The sequence below is a fragment of the Ignavibacteriales bacterium genome, from assembly GCA_026390815.1.
GTDB lineage: Bacteria > Bacteroidota > Ignavibacteria > Ignavibacteriales > SURF-24 > JAPLFH01.
This window is the reverse complement of sequence record JAPLFH010000011.1, coordinates 40174-59132: the sequence shown is the minus strand read 5'-3', so window position 1 is coordinate 59132 and position 18959 is coordinate 40174. Positions and strand designations below refer to the sequence as shown.

Genomic DNA, 18959 nt, shown 5'->3' with positions numbered 1-18959 from the left:
CGAGTTAACTAAATAATAAACAATTTACATTTTAGCTATCCTTCACTATCTTTACTTTAAAGAAATTAGTAACCGATTATGACTGTATTAGAAGGCATTCAACTTACAACTGATTATTTGGACAAAAAAGGAATAGATTCTCCACGAATTAATGCAGAAATTATGCTCGCGCATATTTTAAAATGCAAACGATTGGATTTGTATCTGTCTTTCGATAAACCTTTGAAGGATGAGGAAATCAAAGTATACCGCGAGTTCTTAAAACGCCGGTCATCATTTGAACCGCTACAATATATATTGGGATCAGTTGAATTTTATGGACTCGAGTTCATGGTAAATAAATCTGTTCTAATCCCTCGGCAGGAAACTGAAATATTGATAGAAACAATTCTGAACTATTTTCCCAAAGAAAATAAATTATCCTTCCTTGATATTGGAACTGGAAGTGGAAACATTGCAATATGTCTTGCAAAATTATTTCCCGAATCAACAGTTACAACAATTGATATTAGTCCTGATTCTATAAATCTTGCAAAAGAAAATGAAAAACTTAATAATCTGGATGAAAGAATAAAATTTGTGAATGCAGACATTAAAGACTTTAATCCTGAAAATAATTTTGATGTAATTGTGTCCAACCCACCTTACGTTTCGATAAATGAATATAAAACTCTTCAGCCAGAAATTGTTAACTATGAACCAGCCAACGCAATCTCGGATTTTGGAAATGGACTTAAGTTTTATGAATTAATTTCTGAGAAAGCAAATTTGATTTTGAATAAACCCGGCTATTTATTCTTTGAGGTTGGCAAAGGACAACATAGTGATGTTAAAATAATTTTCGAGAAAAATAATTTTCGTAATGTAATTGTTAAAAAAGATTTCCTAAATATTGAAAGAGTAGTTTATGGAGAATTAGTTTGAGGGCATTAGTACAGCGAGTGACTAAGGGTGGGGTTTATATTTCAAAAGAGAATTATTCTGCCGAGATTGGTAAAGGAATGGTTATACTTCTTGGAATTCACAATGATGACAAACCTGAGGATATAAATTTCGTTGCGGACAAGTGCTGCAACCTCCGAATATTTGAAGATGAAAATGAAAAAATGAATCTTTCAATTAAAGATGTTAAAGGAGAGGTTCTTATCATATCTCAGTTTACACTTTATGGCGACTCAAGAAAAGGCAATAGACCAAGCTTTATCGATGCAGCACGTCCGGAAAAAGCTGATGAGTTTTACAAACTATTCATTCAAAGAGTTGAAGATAATTTAGGTAAGGAAAAGGTAAAAGTTGGAATCTTTGGAGCAATGATGTTGATAAAAATATTTAATGATGGACCAGTTACAATTTTGGTGGAATCTAAATTAGAAAAATAGTCCGATGTGTTTATGATTTACACAGATCAAAGTAAATTTTAATTGTTAGTCAGCTTTCTGTTAAAATTGAAAATTATGCAATCAACATTATTAATATTTGTGGATGGGGTAGGAATTGGAAAACCGGATCCAGCAATAAATCCTTTTTTCAAATATCATTTCAGATTTCTAAATGATATCTTTGGTCAACCACCTTCAATTGATAATTTATATTTAAATTCTGATGGCTGTTATTTATTTCCAACTGATCCATTACTTGGCGTTGAAGGATTACCACAAAGCGGAACTGGACAGACATCAATCTTTTGTGGCGTAAATGCTCCAAAGATTGCTGGGCGACATTTTGGTCCATTCCCGCATTCCACAACTATTCCACAATTAAAAACAAAAAATATTTTCCTTGAATTGAAACGAAGAAAAAAGAAAGTAGTTTTTGTTAATGCTTATCCAAAAGTATTTTTCGATTATATCAAATCTGGTAAAACCAGGTTAAGCACTACCACATTAAGCTGCCGATTTAGTGGAATTCCTTTATATCATTCCTCTGATATTTGGAAGGGGAGAGCTTTAGCTGCCGATATTACCAATGATAGATGGGTAAGAAAACTTGGTTACAAATTGCGTATTATAAGCCCAGAATCAGCAGCTAAAAGATTATTACGAATTTCCGCTAAGAATCATTTAACTGTATATGAATATTTTCTTACTGATCATCTTGGACATTGGAGGCACCGTGAAGAAATGGAAACAATTATGGAATCGTTTGACCGGTTTTTATATTTCATTTTAAAAAACCTGGACAAAGAAATGATAACGTTAATAATCTGTTCGGATCATGGAAACCTGGAAGATATTTCTGTAAAAATGCACACATTGAATCCTGCATTAACTATTACCGCAGGAAAATTTGCCAAAGAATTAAGCAAGAAGATTAAAAACCTTACTCAAATAAAACAGGCAATAATAAATTTATATAAATGAAGGATTATCCTTTAATAAAAGTAACTCTTTGCTATGTTCTGGGAATTATTCTCGCGAAAGTGTTTATTCTTCCTCTTAATCTTGATCTCCAGTTAATTGTAATCGGATCTTTAACCACACTATTCCTTTTATCAAGATTATTGAAACTGGGAGATTTATTTTCAATCATTTCTATTTCATTGTTAATAATTTCATTCGGAATCGTTTCATACTCAATTGCGCAAATATCAATTCATCCATATCCATTTAATGATTCCAAAATTCAAAATGCAGAAATTTTCGGAATGATTGAAGACATTGAACTAAATCGTGAATATGAAATTAGAATGACGGTACAAGTCGATTCGGTTAGAATTTCTGGAAATTTAACAAGACTTAATCATTCATTTTTATGTAGAGTAAGAGATGAATCAAGAAAAAATCTGGATTCAATATATAATAACTCTAGTGTTGGAAATTATGTGGCAATAAAAGGCACGATTACAAAAGGAAGAGAACAAAGGAATCCCGGTGAATTTGATTATCAATATTATCTTGAACAAAAAGGAATCAGCGGATTATTTACATCTTACTCAACCAATGATTTTAAAATCACAAATTTTACAAATAAAATAATCCCAAATTTGATTTTAGATGCACGTAAAGCAATTGATAAAAGTATTACAGAATTGCATGATGCACAAACATCGGCTTTGCTGAAAGGTTTACTTGTTGGTGACCGAACTGAAATAAATGATGAAACCAAAACTGATTTTATTAATACTGGAGTGGTTCACGTACTGGCTGTATCTGGATTGCATGTTGCATACATCCTTGTAATTTTTCTATTTGTATTTGGCAGACTGAATCTCTATTTGCGAACTACGCTTACAATAATTGGAATATTTCTTTTCATTTATGTTACCGGTGCAACAGCATCGGTTGTAAGATCTGCCATCATGGGAATTGTGATTCTAACTGCTTTTCTTTCCAATCGATCAACTAACATTTATAATTCTATTTCCTTATCAGCATTAATTATTTTAATTATAAATCCAATCGACTTATTTGATCCTGGTTTACAATTGTCTTTTGCGGCTGTAATAGCAATTGTTGCATTAACTCCATTTTTTAAGAAAAGGATAAATGAAATAAATCTTAAAAATAACTACCTCAAAAAACTTTTGCTTTTTTGTACAGTATCTCTTGCTGCTCAAATCGGAACTCTACCTTTTACATTGATTTATTTTAGGAAGCTATCTCTCATTTCGCTTGTTGCCAATATAATTATTGTACCATTAACCGGAGCAATGATTAGCATTGGAATACTAACTTTAGTTCTTGGTATTGTCTGGCTAAAAGCCGCAATTGTATATGCAAGTGTAAATAATTTAGCAACTGCGTTTTTATATTGGATTGCTCATCAGCTAAGTAGTTTCAAATTTTCATTTCTTGCAATCAGGCAATTTTCCGTTTTAGATGCGTTAATATTTTATTTTTTAATATTTATCATCTTCTACAATTATGAAAAATTTGTAATTGCAAAGACAAAGTTCATTTTAATAATTCTAACTTTCGCAAACATTTTAATTCTTAGCTCTTTAGACAATAAAGAATATCTGCCTAAAAATAAATTGAGTATAACTGCAATTGATGTTGGGCAGGGTGATGCATTTCTTTTAAAATTTCCGAATGGAAAAACTGCGTTGATTGATGCTGGTGAAGCCACGCAATATTTTGATAATGGAGAAAGAATTATCTTGCCTCTTCTTCAATATCTCGGTGTGGATAAAATCGATTATGGATTTATATCGCACGTTGATAGCGACCATTATGCAGGATTTGTTTCATTGGTGCATAATGGAGTTATTCAAGAAATATATAAACCACCACTTGACACTTCTTACAAAAAAGATATTCGTTTAGAAAAATTTCTTGCGGAGAATCAAGTTCTTGTTCATCATTACAATAAAAATATTTTAAAGATTGGTGATGCGAGAATTTATTTTTTGTACAATCCAAATGATAATGAGTTTTCTAAATTTAAAATGAATGATAGAAGTGGAATTATCAAAATTGTTTATGGCAACAATAGCTTTTTATTTGTGGGTGATGCTGAAAAGAAAGCTGAGAGCAAACTAATTAATAATTTCGCAGGATTCTTACAATCTGATTTACTAAAACTTGGTCACCACGGAAGTTCAACCGGCTCATCTACAAAATTTTTAGATGTTGTTAATCCAAAGTATGCTTTAATTAGTGCCGGACAGTACAATAAATTTAAACATCCATCACCAATTACTTTGCAAAGAGTACAGGAAAGAAATATCAATATTCTAAGAACAGATAAGTTAGGGTGTATAATGCTTTCCAGCGACGGTGAAATTATTAAAAATATGGGATGGCGCCGGTTATAAAAATCCCCATTCTTTGTTAGTAAGAAAAGACAAAATGATTCATTATCTTGGCAGGCAAAATTAAACCTGTTATTAGAATTTATTCAAATTGGAGTTTTTATGGAACAAAATAAAGAAGACAAACAACACACAAGTGGAAATGTCTTCAAAGGAGTTTTAAAAGAAATAACTCAACCATTCATTGATTTATTCCATGCATCTCGTGCACTGTGGGGAGTTAATCTTTCTTATTTACTTGAAGGACTAACGTACTTTGGTGTAGTTGGTTATTTAGTAATCTACTTTACTGATTTTATAAAACTTGATGATATAAGAGCCGGACAAATGGTTGGGCTTCAAACTGCTGGAATTACGCTTGCCATGCTTTTTCTTGGGGCAACTGTTGATTGGATTGGTGTCCGTAAATCTCTTATCTACTCTCTAATCTTCATGTTGATTGGAAGAATATTCCTAACACTTGGACCAAATATTACTTCATCAGTTGGATTGTGGTCTACGGCGCATCTTATTGCTTTGCTTGGAATTTTTGGAATTGTTTTGGGATATGGAATTTATCAACCTGCGTGTTATGCGGCAGTAAAACTATTCACAAACGAAAAAACTTCTGCAATGGGATACGCCATGCTTTATGCATTGATGAATCTTGGTGGATTTCTTCCTGGCTTAATGGCTCCACCAATCAGAAAAGCGTTTGGAAATGAAAAAGATGGAATCTTAGCAGTGATGTGGGTTTATGTAGTGTTGACTGTTCTGGGAATTATTGTGGTAGCAATAATTCTTTCAAAAAAAACAATTGATAAGACAATTCAGGAAATGAGCAAAGACTCTAAAGAAAAAATTGCTGCAGATAAAAAAGCTCAGGATGAAAAATCCGCCAAAGAAAAAATTATGTTCTATGTTAAAAACTTTCCAATAACAGATTTCCGATTTATGTATTTCATTTTCATTCTTATTCCGGTTCAAACTTTGTTTGCTCATAACTGGTTAACGCTTCCTGTTTATTTTAGTCGGGCATTTACCGGTGTTGTTCAGGATAACTTTGAATTTTTTACCAACTTCAATCCTATATTAATTTTCATTTTAACTCCAATGGTTGCTGCTTTAACAATTAAAAAAAATACTTATAAGATGATGATCTATGGTACTTTTGTTATGGCTTCACCAACTTTTATCCTTGCATTAGGACCAACTGTTTTTAACGTGTTTGCTTATTTAGTTATAATGACGATCGGAGAAGCAATGTGGCAGCCAAGATTCCTTCAGTGGGTTGCAGATATTGCTCCAAAAGGAATGACTGGAATTTACATGGGTATTGGTCAGTTTCCTTGGTTCCTTACTAAAGTTGTTACAAGTTTATATTCCGGCTGGTTCTTGATGCATTATGCTCCAAAGGGAGTTGCACCTGCAGAAATGCACACAGAAACAATGTGGTTGTATTACGGATTTATCGCTATAATATCTCCGGTTGGTTTAGTGCTTGCAAGAAAATGGATGATGAAAGGATTTAAAGTTAAGCACGAAGAATAATTTTTAAATCATTGAGACTCCGGGATAAATAATTTTCCCAGAGTCTCAATGTATTTCTAACGCCGCTTCTTCACTTCTCCGTTTCCTCATTTCTCCAATTCTCCGTTTCTCTGATTCCCCGTTTCCCAGATTCCTTCCTTTGACTTTACTCATATTCACATTGCTTCTAATAAGAAAATATTTTACGTTAATAGTGTCTTTTTAATTTTGCTGTTCGGGAAGTAAAAATTAGTCACAAAGACTTAAAGTTAACTGAGATTTACATTGTATCATTTGGAAGAGGGAGTTTGAAATGAAACAAACCTATCGTTCAATTTTATTATTCACAATACTGTTTTCCTTCCAATTGTTTTCACAGACGAACACTTTCATTAAAAATTATTCAAGAGGTGGTGGCTGCTCAGTCATTCAGACTAAAGATTCAGGATATTTAATCGGTAGTTATTTGTATTATGATAAAATTGTAATATTAACTAAAACAGATAATGCAGGAAATCTTATCTGGGAAAAAAAGTTCGAAAATCTAACTGAGCCGCTTCCTTATTTTTTACGAGTTGTTCAACATTCCGATGAAGGATATAGTTTCGTTGGTACAAAAGAAGGTAATGATACGAATGTTTGTTTGTACCGATTGAACAAATCAGGAGACACAATCTGGACTAAAACTTACCTCACTACCGCTTGTGAATTTGGTAAATCATTTGTTCTAACAGATGACGGCGGATATTTAATAGCAGGTACCCATCAAGCATTAAATTCTCCTGATAAAACAATGATTATTAAAGCTGATTATGATGGCAACTTAATCAAACGCAAATTATTTAGTTTCCCTACTTCATCCATTACTTTTCTTGATATTCAAAAAACGTTTGATAATAATTTCATGTTATACGTCAAAGGTAGGTTATTCAAAATTTCTGATGATGGTGATTCATTATGGGTAAAGAATCTTTCAAAATCCTGTACGGACTTTTTCCAGACAAGCGATAGTGGTTTTGTTTTATGTGGTGAAGATTTTTTAATGAAAACTGATAAAATTGGAAATAAAATTTGGACAAAAAATTATTCCAATTGGACTTTTAGATCAGTAATACAAACCGAAGATGGTGGTTTTGCTTTAGTAGACCGTGGAATTTTAAAAACTGATGCTGATGGAAATAAATTATGGGAAATAGTAATTCCAAATTATTTTTATGAAATTCAAAGCACAGGAGATAAAGGATTTATTTTAGCAGGGCATATAAATAATTATATCAGTTTGATTAAAACAGACGCAAATGGAAATGCAAGCGGGGTTGCTTTAACTTCTTTTAATGATGCTCAATCTTGTGTAATTGGGAGGGAATATATTTTTTATTGGTATAGTCAGAGTATATCAAATGTAAATATTGATTTAACAACTAATGGTGGAGCTAGTTGGGATAGAATTGCATCTGTCATCCCTGATTCTGGATTTTATAAATTTGCAATGGAAGGGAAATCTTCAGATAAATGCAAATTAAAAGTTAGCGATGCAAATAATCCAACTCTGTTTGATGAAAGTAATGAATACTTCTCGATCACTTATAATTCCACTTCAGATTTTATAGCTATTAATCAAATTATGATGTTTGTTGGTAATAATGGAATGGGTTCGCACGATCCGAGATCAGATGGGGCGGGACTTTATTGGCCCGGTGGAAAATATGCAACTATCGGTGCTGTATTTCAGGATGGATTAATTTGGGGAGGGAAAGTAAATGGAGTAATAAATGTAAATGGTAGTACATATAGAAGTGGCTTACAACCGGGGAAAATCTTGTCTTGCGGTTTACCAGACACTACCACCAAACCAATTTATAATATTTGGAAAATCAGAAGAGATTGGGAATCGCTTCCACCCAGATCCGAAAGAGCCGCATTTGAATACAATTATGATAACTGGCCTGGTGAACTAGGAGCACCATATGAGGATATAGACCACGATGGTCAATACACTAAAGAAATAGACAAACCAAAGTATGAAGGTGATGAAACACTTTGGTTTGTAGCAAACGATCTTGATTCAGCAATTACACAATACACGTACGGAAGCGAACCTATCGGATTGGAAGTTCAGGTTACAACTTATGGTTATAACAGGACTGATGATTTGGCTGATGTTGTGTTCAAGAAATATAAGATTATAAATAAAAGCACAACTACTGTTGAAGATATGTACTTCGGTTATTGGTCGGATACCGACTTAGGTGATGGTAGTGATGATTATGTTGGATGTGATTCAATACTCAATTTAGGATATGCATACAACAGTAGTAACAATGATCAAGCGTATGGTGCTGCTCCTCCTGCTTTAGGTTATTTTTTATTACAAGGACCAACTTGTCCATCAAAATTATCTGATAGTGCTTACTTTGATGGACGATGGGTAAAGGAAAAGAAAAATTTAACTATGTCAGCATATGCAGCAATATTCAAGACGTGGCTTTATGCACTTGATCCACCGATAGGTTATAATGGATCACTTGGCTTCTATTATTATTTAAAAGGATCCAGATATTCATATCAAGCACCTGAATTACCTTATATTGATCCATACACAGGTGATACAACTAAATTTCCTCTTTCTGGTGATCCAGTCTTTAATACTGGATGGTATGAGGGTAATGGCTGGCCAGGAGGACCTTTTGCTGGAGATAGACGACATATGATTTCTTCCGGTCCATTTAATTTTGCTCCTGGCGATACTCAGGAAGTTGTTTATGCAATTATTATAGGTAGAGGAACGGATAATATAAATAGTGTAAAAGTTCTAAAAGATAAAACCAAAGCGGTTAAAAATTTCTATTACCTTGGAATTCTGGATGATGTTGCTAAAAGTAATTTCTTGCCCAAGGAATTCAAACTTTACCAGAACTTTCCAAATCCTTTCAACCCTACAACAACAATAAAATATTCTATCCCAGAAAGAAGTAGGGTAGAATTAAAAATATTTGATGTACTTGGCAAGGAAGTAGCAACTTTAGTTAATGAAGAAAAATCCATTGGAAATTATGAAGTTCATTTTGATGGAAGTAATCTTTCGAGCGGAGTTTATATCTATAGACTGAAAGCAGGAAATTTTTTCAATACAAAAAAAATAGTATTAATAAAATGATGAATTATATAAAAATAATTTTAATTTGCCTTAAGCGCTGTTTACTGTTAAATGGACAGTTATTTTCTCAGACGAACACTTTCATTAGAGATTATTCTAAAAGTCCTGGATTTACAGCTATCCAAACAAAGGATGGCGAATATTTAATCGAAAGCCATTATTTCTATTTGCTTACAAATAAAATCCTGTCCAAAATGACAACAAATTTTTGAGAGGTATATGAAAAAGATAAAAACTTTCTTCATTCTTTTATTTTTATGTCTATCATCTTACAATGCACAGGTTATTACATTTGATAGCGTTTATACTCGCTACAAGAATTTCAATTATCTTGGATCTGAGCAAAGAAAAGACAGCAGTTACCTGGTAGCTATTGCTATTTATAATCCAACAATGAAAATAGTACATATTGATCAGAAAGGCAGAGTTATAGGTTATAATGATTTAACAGTCGAATTGTTTCTCAGATCAAATCCATTATGTAATACCTCTGATGGAGGTTGGACAGTTGTTTCTTCTATTATTAAAGGGAAAAACCCAAATTCCTACGTAAATATCTCTCTTACAAAGTTTAGCTCCGACAACAAATTAGAATGGCAGAAATTCTATGGTGATTCATTGTTGAAGGAATATGGAATGATGGTAATGCAGATGGATGATTCTGGTTTTTTAATTCTTGCTGGTACTTATGTAAATCCAATTCTGATTAGAACAGATTCGCTTGGTAATCTTATCTGGATGAAACATTACAAATATCCCGCACTCTTTTCCAATATTGATTGTCAATTTATAAAACTTGCAGATGATAAACTAGTAATTGCAAATAGTAGTTCTTTACTTGGTGTAAACCAAAACGGTGATTCACTTTGGACAACCAAACTGGATATGAAGGTGAACAGCATTACTCCATTAGCCGATGGAGGATTTTTAGCTTGTGTTAATACAAAATTATATAAGTTCAACAAATCCGGCAATATTTTATGGCAGAAAGATTTCCCTTTTAAACTTACTGATATGGTTGAAACTTATGATAAAAAAATTGCTCTTGTATCCTATGGGCAAAATAATAGGTTTTTAAAAATTCTTGATGAAGATGGAAATTTAATAAGGCAGAAAAGTCTGTATAACTACAATGCCCTTTTTGTAAAGGAAGCTTTAGATAAAGGGCTAATAATCAGTGGTGCTAGCGATTATATTGCAGTTTATTCACCACCCTGGCTAATGAAAACAAATAATGAGTATGAAGTAAAAAGACTTAGTCTTACACTTTCCAATTATACTTTTTTTATAAATGATAGTATCACTATTAATTGGAGAAGTGAAGCAGTAAATAAAGTTGATTTATATTACTCAACTGATGATGGAGTAAACTGGATTGAGATTGTGAAGAATTTGCCGGATACTAGCTCATATGTTTGGGTAGTACCCGAAACACCAACTATAAAAGGCAAACTCAAAATTGTTGATGCTGAATATCCTGAGCTTTTTGATATAAGCGAAATAAGTTTCCGGATCTTTGATCCGGGCACCATCAATTACATAGACATCAATCAGATTTTAATGTTTGTTGGTAATAATGGAATGGGTTCACACGATCCGAGATCAGATGGGGCGGGACTTTATTGGCCCGGTGGCAAAGATGCAACTATCGGTGCTGTATTTCAGGATGGCTTAATTTGGGGAGGGAAAGTAAATGGAGTAATAAATGTAAATGGTAATACACATAGAAATGGCTTACAGCCAGGCAAAATTTTATCAAATGGTTTGCCTGATACTACCACCAAACCAATTTATAATATTTGGAAAATTAGAAAAGATTGGGAATCGCTTCCACCCGGATCTGAAAGAGATGCATTTGAATACAATTATAATAACTGGCCTGGCGAACTTGGTGCCCCGTATGAAGATATAAACCACGATGGGCAGTACACAAAAGGAATAGACAAACCAAAGTTTGAAGGCGATGAAACACTGTGGTTTGTTGCTAACGATCTTGATTCAACAATTACTCACTACACGTACGGAAGCGAACCTATCGGATTGGAAGTTCAGGCTACAACTTATGGTTATAACAGGACTGATGATTTGGCTGATGTTGTGTTCAAAAAATATAAGATTATAAATAAAAGCAATTCAATAGTTGAAGATATGTATTTTGGTTATTGGTCGGACACAGACCTGGGTGATGGTAATGATGATTATGTTGGCTGCGATACACTTCTAAATTTCGGGTTTACCTACAACGCAGATAATATTGATGGATCAGGAAATTATGGTTATGGTACACCGCCGCCTGCTTTAGGTTATCTTTTATTACAAGGACCAAAGCAAACTTCAAACTCTTCCGATAGCGCTTTCTTCAACAATTTCTGGCATAATGGATTTAAGAATTTGGGAATGAGTTCTTTCGTTCCAAATATGAAAGGTTCATTCTGGACACATGATCCATCTCAAGGACGATACGAGGGCACGCTTCAATTTTATAATTTACTTAATGGATTAAGAAATGAAGGTGAGCCGATGATTGATCCGAATACGGGTGATACAACAAAATTTGGTTTAGCAGGTGATCCGGTAGCTGAAATCGGTTGGTATGAAGGTAAAGGTTGGCCTCCCGGTTATGATATCACTCCAATACACTACCCCGGTGATAGAAGACTTATGGTTACTTCCGGTTCATTTAACTTTGCTCCTGGTGATACTCAGGAAGTTGTGTATGCAATTATAATTGGAAGAGGAACTGACAACATCAACAGCATTAAAGTTCTTAAGGATAAAACCAAAGCAGTAAAAAATTTCTATTACCTTGGAATTCTGAGTGATGTTAATGATAGTAAAATTATTCCTGAAGAATATAAACTTTATCAGAACTTTCCGAATCCATTTAATCCAACAACAACAATAAAATATTCCATTCCAGAAAGGAGCGGAGTAGAATTAAAAATATTTGATGTGCTTGGAAAAGAAGTGACAACTTTAGTTAATGAGGAAAAAACGGCAGGAAATTATGAAGTAAAATTTGATGGAAGTAAATTAGCAAGTGGGATATATATATACAGACTGAAGGCGGGAAATTATTTCAATACAAAAAAATTGGTGTTAATAAAATGAAAATCATTTTTTCCTTTTTATTTTATTTCCTTTTTTATTTAGCCATAATTGCACAGAGTATTACATTTGAAAAGCATTTTGGTAAGGGTATTGGCTATTCAGTTGTGCAAACAACAGAAGATGATTTTATTATTGCAGGACGTGACGCAAATAGTATTTCAAGTGATTTGACCAATTCAAAGCTAAGAGTATTAAAGGTTGATAAACATGGTGAAAAAGTTTGGGAAAAGAATTATGATGCGCTTGGATTAAATTCGCCTTTCATAACAACTACATCAGATGGAAACTTTGTAGTAATTGCCATAAAGAAAACCGGTGAAGTTGTTAACCTGTTTTTAATAAAAATAAATTCAAATGGCGATACGCTTTGGACAAGGTTATTCGCTTCAGTTAAAAATGAATTTTGCTCTTTTGTAGTAGAGACAAAAGATAATGGATTTATCATTTCCGGATATGCTTCCGCAAGTTCAAGTTTATCTTCACCAGATATATGTGAAGTTCTTATAAAGACCGATTCAATTGGCAATGTAATCTGGAAGAAAAACTATTATTTACCTTTTACTTCATACACTACTAGGCTACCGGTTGTTGAGTTTTATGATGGGTATGCACTTTTAGCAAACTCAAAACTTCTCAAAGTAAGTAGACTGGGTGATTCACTATGGACAAGTATACTAAGTTCAATTTCTTATTCAATGATAAAAACATCTGACGAAGGAATCCTATTGCCAGGAAATAATTACGTAACAAAAATTGATTCTGCCGGAAATAATGTTTGGGTAAAACCATTATCTGGAAGAGCATATTTTATTAATCAAACAAATGATTCTTGTTTTATCCTTGTTGGAAGAGAATGGTTAAAGAAAATAAATCAGCAAGGTGATACTTTATGGAGTAAAACTATCTCAGGTGGTTTTCCAAGTTTTATAGGACAAACAAGAGATAATGGCTTTATTATAGCAGGAGAAAATGGCAATATTAAATTAATTAAAACTGATGCAAACGGCAATTACTCAAGTCTTATCCTTTGGAAACCTCAACCAGGTGAATATTTAACGATTGGTTCAGAATATAATTTTGAGTGGGAAAGCAAAAATGTTTTCAGGGTTAAATGCGAAATTAGTACAGATAACGGTTTTCATTGGTTAACCATTGCTGAACAAATTTCTGAAACAAATAAATTTAAATGGACGGTACTAAACTTACCAAGTTCCAATTGTAAGCTAAAAATTATAGATACAGATAAAAATTATAATTATGATATAAGCGATAGTACTTTTACTATTGGTTATAATCCCAACTATGATTTTGTTGCTGTCAACCAGATAAAAATGTGGATTGGAAACAACGGAGATGGGTCTCATGATCCAATTACAGATGGACAGGGATTTTATTGGCCCGGAGGTAAGGACGCAACGATTGGAGCTAGTTTTGAAGATGGATTGCTTTGGGGAGGAAAAATTGACGGAAAGATTTATGTGAATGGAAATACACATAGACAAGGATTAAAACCGGGCAAAATATTACCAGATGGAAATGCGGGATCTGCGGAAGGAATTTGGAAAATAAAAAAGGATTGGCAATTGTTGCCTGGTGGACCTGAGAAAGACAGATATGAATATAACTACCAGAATTGGCCTGGAGATTTAGGAGCACCTTTTATTGATGAAGATGAAGATGGAAAATTTACAAAAGGTATTGATCAACCAGGATTTCTTGGAGACGAAGTTCTATGGTTTGTGGCAAATGATCTTGATACAGCAACTTCGATAAGAACTTATGGAAGCAACCCAATTGGATTGGAAGTTCAGGTATCAACATTTGGATATGACAGACAAGATGATCTTGCAGATGTTGTATTTAAGAAATATAAATTGATAAACAGAAGCGGAAAAGAAATTAAAGATATGTATCTGTCTTATTGGGCTGATCCAGATTTAGGTGATGCAAGTGATGATTATATTGGTTGTGATTCAACTTTGAATTTAGGCTTTTGCTATAATGGGAAAAATGATGATTACATGTATGGCAGCCCACCTCCAGCAATAGGATATTTGCTTCTTCAAGGTCCCATTCTCTTGTCAGAAATATCAGATTCGGCAAGATTTGATGATAGATGGAAGCACGGTTATAAAAACTTAGGAATGACAATGTTCACGCCTATTATTAAAAACTGGATGCCAGGAACAACCGATCCTTCAGTTGGAATTTATGAAGGTACACTTCAAATGTATAACAATATGCGATGTTTAACAACGTTCGCGGGCAATCCTTTAACTGATCCAAATACAGGACTCTCGACAAAATATGGTTTAAGCGGAGATCCAATAGCTGGGTCAGGTTGGTATGAAGGGAAAGGATGGCCCGGAGGACCTTTGCCTTATGATAGAAGATTGATGGTAGATTCAGGTCCATCCAAAATGGCTTCTGAAGATACTCAGGAAGTTGTCTATGCTATAATAATGGCAAGAGGAACAGATAATATAAACAGCGTTGCCGAATTAAAAAGAAAAGCAAAAGTTGTTCAGGAGTTTTATGATTCTCACATTCCGACAGATGTAAAGAAGGAAAAAATTCTTCCAGCAAAGTTTGAACTTTATCAGAACTACCCAAATCCATTTAATCCCTCAACAACAATTTCTTTCGTAATTCCTAATTCGTCATTTGTAATTCTTAAAATCTTTGATGTACTCGGTGAAGAAGTAGCAACTTTAATTAATGAAGAACTTAAAGCCGGCATTCATCATTATACATTATCAACTATAAATTATAAATTATCCTCCGGTGTTTATTTAATTCAACTTAAATCAGGAGAAAAATCACTTACACAGAAAATGTTGATGTTAAAATAATGAGTTGACTTTGAAAGCAGATTTACTAAGTTTGTAATGTAATTATATATCTTAACTAAATTTTAGGATGGAAAGGAAGGTTTTATTTTTTAATTAAATAGGTAAGGGGTTCTTATGAAATCTTTAATTCTTGCTTTGTTAACATTTCTGATAATTTCAATAATTGCTTTTCCACAAGTCGTTTCCAATGAATCAATATGCGAATTGAAAGCAAAAACCCTTTTGAAGAAAAATCCCGCTGAGATTCAAACTGTAAATTTTTATAATTATATCGCTATAAATGAAGTAAAAATGTGGGCAAGTAACAACGGATCGGGTTGTACTACTCCATCGGGTGCAGGTTTTTTATGGCCTGGTGGAGAAAATGCAACTTTAAGTGCAATTTTTGCTGATGGTCTGATCTGGGGTGGAAAAGTAAATAATCAGGTAACGGTTAATGGCAACACTCACAGAACGGCATTTGCCGCCGGAAAGATATTACCAAATGGATTACCTGATGATCCAACTTTGATGGGGAACCGAGTGTACAAAATCAGAAAGGACTGGATGAGCTTACCGCAGGGAGAGAAACGAGATGCTTACCAAAAAGATCTAACGGAATGGCCTGTATGGGATGGAGCTCCCTGGAAAGATGCAAACGGAAACGGCAGTTATGATGTTGGTGAAGCAAATTTTTACGGCGATGAAGTTTTGTGGTCTGTTTCCAATGACTTGGACAGCGTTAAGTCAAACTATAATTTTGGGAATAATCCATTTGGATTCGAAGTGCAAACTTGTATTTATGCATTCAATCAACCCGGATTAGAAAACGTAGTATTTAAAAAACAAACAATTATTAACAAGGGGAATTCCAATGTTGAGGATATGTATCTTGGTTATTTTGTAGATCCCGATTTAGGAAATGCAGTTGATGATTATGCAGGTTCACATCCTGTTCTTAATATGGTTTATTGCTATAACAGCGATAACAAAGATGAAGCTCAATATGGAGGTTATGGCACTGCGCCTCCTGCTGTTGGATATATGATTCTTCAAGGTCCGATTGTGCCAGGTACACAGAATGATAGTGCAATAATTAATGATCGATGGAAAACCGGGTATAAGAATCTTCCTTTAACTTCGTTTATGCTTTATAATTGTGGAAGTACAATCTATGGTTGTCCGGCATATGGAGATGCAATTCCATATTACAACGGACTAAAAGGATTAATGAAAGATGGTAATCCCATAATCGATCCTGTCACAGGACAGGCAACCACTCTTGTACTTAATGGAGATCCATCTACAAAAACAGGTTGGTATGAAGGAGCAGGCTGGCCTGGTGGACTTCCAGCCGGTGAAAGATATTTTATATTTAGTTCTGGTCCATTCAACTTTGCACCTGGTGATACTCAGGAAGTTGTAATTGCAATAGCGATAGCGCGGGGAACAGACAACATTAACAGTGTTTCTGTTTTGAAGAATACAAAATTAGAAGTCCAAAACTTTTTCAATCGTTCTGTAACTGAAGTTCAAAAAAGTAGTGATCAAATTCCGGCTAAGTTTGAGCTTTACCAGAATTATCCTAATCCGTTTAATCCCTCAACTACTATTTCGTTCGTAATTCCTAATTCGTCATTCGTAATTCTAAAAATCTTTGATATACTCGGTGAAGAAGTAGCAACTTTAATTAATGAAGAACTTACAGCCGGCATTCATCATTATACATTATCAACTGTAAATTATAAATTATCCAGCGGAGTTTACTTTTATCAGCTAAAAGTTGGCAATTCCATAGAGACTAAGAAACTTGTTTTAATGAAGTAACTGATTAATCTTCTACCATTTTTGTAGAGCCACTTTTAAAACTAAAGTGGCTCTTTATCCGTCCTGAAATAAAATGTTAAATTTCTATAAACGGTCTACCTACTTCAATTTATTTTTACTAAATTGCCGCTGAAAACTTGCCAATTATAAATTAATTAGGAGAGTATATGAGTTCAAAAATCTCACGGCGTGCTTTTCTAGAAAGAAGTTCAAAGGGATTAGTAGCTGTTGCGTTAATTCCACCTTTTCTTAAATCAAATTTAGATAAAGCATTTCCACTAACTAAGGGAGTTGATATGAAACTCCTTGACTATTACAATCATTTTGGTATTGACGAAAAATTAATTAGCGAAATTATGTCTGAAGCTTTGTCCAGGGGAGGAGATTACTGCGATCTTTTCTTTGAGCACAGCATTGCTAATTACATTGGACTTGAAGACAAAGCTGTAAACCGGGCATATAGCGATGTTGGTTTTGGAGTTGGAATCCGTGTATTAAAAGGGGATCAGACCGGATATTCTTTTTCGGAAGAGATAACTCCCAAAGCGATGAAACTGGCTGCACTAACTGCCGCCAATATTGCAGATTCTAAAAGTGTAATTAAACAAGTCCAGCTTAAACTTAAGGACGCTCCAAATTATTATCCGATAGAAACACCATGGGAGCAAATCGGAATCGATAAAAAAATTCCATACCTGCAACAGATTAACGATAAAGTTTTTGCTGAAGACAAGCGCATTATTAAATCCAATATTTGGTTTACCAATGAAACTAAATATATTCTGCTTGCTAATTCGGATGGTGTAATTCAATTCGATTACCAACCGATGGGACAAATATCCGTTAGCTGTAATGCAGAACAAAATGGTAAAAGAGAACAAAACTATTTCGATCTATCCGGGAGAAGAGGAATTGAATTTTTTACTCCGGCTAATATCGATAGGCTTGCTAAAGAATCTGTAAGAAGAACAGTAGAATTATTTGAAGCAGTTAAACCTGATGCCGGGGAAATGCCGGTTGTGCTTGCTGCCGGAAGTTCTGGTATTCTTCTTCACGAAGCAATTGGTCATGGTATGGAAGCGGATTTTAACCGGAAGAACATTTCAATCTTTAGCGATAAAATTAATAAACCAGTTGCAGAAAAATTTGTTAATATTGTTGATGATGCAACCAATCCAAACATCCGCGGTTCAATTAATATTGATGATGAAGGAAATCCCACAGAAAAAACTTTCTTAGTAGAAAACGGAATATTAAGAAGTTACCTGCACGATAGAATAAGTGCACAGTATTATAAAGTTAAACCAACTGGCAGCGGTCGCAGAGAATCATTCCGGTTTGCACCCCAACCGCGAATGAGAAATACATATATGCTGCCAGGTCCACACACAAAAGATGAAATAATTGCAAGCGTAAAAAAAGGAATTTATGCCGAATCGTTTACTAATGGACAAGTATTTATTGGTGCAGGCGATTTTACCTTCTATGTAAAATCCGGTTACTTAATTGAGGATGGAAAATTAACCAAACCAATTAAAGACATTAACATAATTGGAAATGGTCCCAAAGTTCTTGCCGATATTCAAATGGTTGCCGATGACATGCAAATGGCTGAAGGCGGCTGGACTTGCGGAAAGAATGGACAGGGCGTTCCTGTTTCTATGGGCTTGCCAACGGTTAAAGTAGGTAAAATAACTGTGGGCGGAGTAAAAGCTTAAGACTTTTCCATCAAAATTAATAATCAATTTTAAAATTGAAGAAGGAAAATAAA

General features: G+C 33.9%; 10 protein-coding genes. All 10 read left to right on the top strand.

Annotated features, from left to right (window positions below):
- Positions 1-78: 78 nt before the first annotated feature.
- The 10 genes from prmC to NTX22_04640 all read left to right on the top strand — a co-directional run bounded on the left by prmC (position 79) and on the right by NTX22_04640 (position 18906).
- Positions 79-924, top strand: a complete 846-nt coding sequence (gene prmC / locus NTX22_04685; GenBank protein ID MCX6149801.1) for a peptide chain release factor N(5)-glutamine methyltransferase — start codon at positions 79-81, stop codon at positions 922-924.
- A complete protein-coding gene (gene dtd, locus NTX22_04680) occupies positions 921-1379 on the top strand; it encodes a D-aminoacyl-tRNA deacylase (protein MCX6149800.1) in 459 nt (152 codons plus the stop codon). The genes prmC and dtd overlap by 4 nt, the downstream gene beginning before the upstream one ends.
- Before the next feature lie 75 nt (positions 1380-1454).
- The gene (locus NTX22_04675; GenBank protein MCX6149799.1) at positions 1455-2360 is read left to right on the top strand and encodes a metalloenzyme; all 906 of its coding nucleotides are present in this window, start codon (positions 1455-1457) and stop codon (positions 2358-2360) included.
- Positions 2357-4756 (top strand): DNA internalization-related competence protein ComEC/Rec2, encoded by a 2400-nt coding sequence (locus tag NTX22_04670; GenBank protein ID MCX6149798.1) that lies wholly within the window; start codon positions 2357-2359, stop codon positions 4754-4756. The genes NTX22_04675 and NTX22_04670 overlap by 4 nt, the downstream gene beginning before the upstream one ends.
- Before the next feature lie 99 nt (positions 4757-4855).
- Positions 4856-6283 (top strand): MFS transporter, encoded by a 1428-nt coding sequence (locus NTX22_04665; GenBank protein ID MCX6149797.1) that lies wholly within the window; start codon positions 4856-4858, stop codon positions 6281-6283.
- Between the two features lie 292 nt (positions 6284-6575).
- Complete coding sequence (locus NTX22_04660) at positions 6576-9419, top strand: T9SS type A sorting domain-containing protein (GenBank protein ID MCX6149796.1); 2844 nt, start codon at positions 6576-6578, stop codon at positions 9417-9419.
- Between the two features lie 219 nt (positions 9420-9638).
- Positions 9639-12530 carry a T9SS type A sorting domain-containing protein gene (locus NTX22_04655; protein MCX6149795.1) on the top strand — a complete coding sequence of 964 codons (2892 nt, stop codon included), beginning with the start codon at positions 9639-9641 and terminating at the stop codon, positions 12528-12530.
- Positions 12527-15382: a T9SS type A sorting domain-containing protein gene (locus NTX22_04650; GenBank protein ID MCX6149794.1), complete on the top strand. Its 2856-nt coding sequence runs from the start codon at positions 12527-12529 to the stop codon at positions 15380-15382. The genes NTX22_04655 and NTX22_04650 overlap by 4 nt, the downstream gene beginning before the upstream one ends.
- A gap of 114 nt (positions 15383-15496) precedes the next feature.
- Entirely contained in the window at positions 15497-17188 is a 1692-nt protein-coding gene (locus NTX22_04645; protein ID MCX6149793.1) for a T9SS type A sorting domain-containing protein, read from the top strand.
- Positions 17189-17355: 167 nt separating this feature from the next.
- Positions 17356-18906 carry a metallopeptidase TldD-related protein gene (locus NTX22_04640; protein MCX6149792.1) on the top strand — a complete coding sequence of 517 codons (1551 nt, stop codon included), beginning with the start codon at positions 17356-17358 and terminating at the stop codon, positions 18904-18906.
- Positions 18907-18959 lie beyond the last annotated feature (53 nt).

What these genes read in the sequence shown, in the direction of transcription:
- NTX22_04640 (MCX6149792.1), top strand. Translation starts at nt 17,356, where the DNA reads ATGAGTTCAAAAATCTCACGGCGTGCTTTTCTAGAAAGAAGTTCAAAG.
- NTX22_04645 (MCX6149793.1), top strand. Translation starts at nt 15,497, where the DNA reads ATGAAATCTTTAATTCTTGCTTTGTTAACATTTCTGATAATTTCAATA.
- NTX22_04655 (MCX6149795.1), top strand. Translation starts at nt 9,639, where the DNA reads ATGAAAAAGATAAAAACTTTCTTCATTCTTTTATTTTTATGTCTATCA.
- NTX22_04670 (MCX6149798.1), top strand. Translation starts at nt 2,357, where the DNA reads ATGAAGGATTATCCTTTAATAAAAGTAACTCTTTGCTATGTTCTGGGA.
- NTX22_04675 (MCX6149799.1), top strand. Translation starts at nt 1,455, where the DNA reads ATGCAATCAACATTATTAATATTTGTGGATGGGGTAGGAATTGGAAAA.
- NTX22_04660 (MCX6149796.1), top strand. Translation starts at nt 6,576, where the DNA reads ATGAAACAAACCTATCGTTCAATTTTATTATTCACAATACTGTTTTCC.
- NTX22_04650 (MCX6149794.1), top strand. Translation starts at nt 12,527, where the DNA reads ATGAAAATCATTTTTTCCTTTTTATTTTATTTCCTTTTTTATTTAGCC.
- NTX22_04665 (MCX6149797.1), top strand. Translation starts at nt 4,856, where the DNA reads ATGGAACAAAATAAAGAAGACAAACAACACACAAGTGGAAATGTCTTC.
- prmC (MCX6149801.1), top strand. Translation starts at nt 79, where the DNA reads ATGACTGTATTAGAAGGCATTCAACTTACAACTGATTATTTGGACAAA.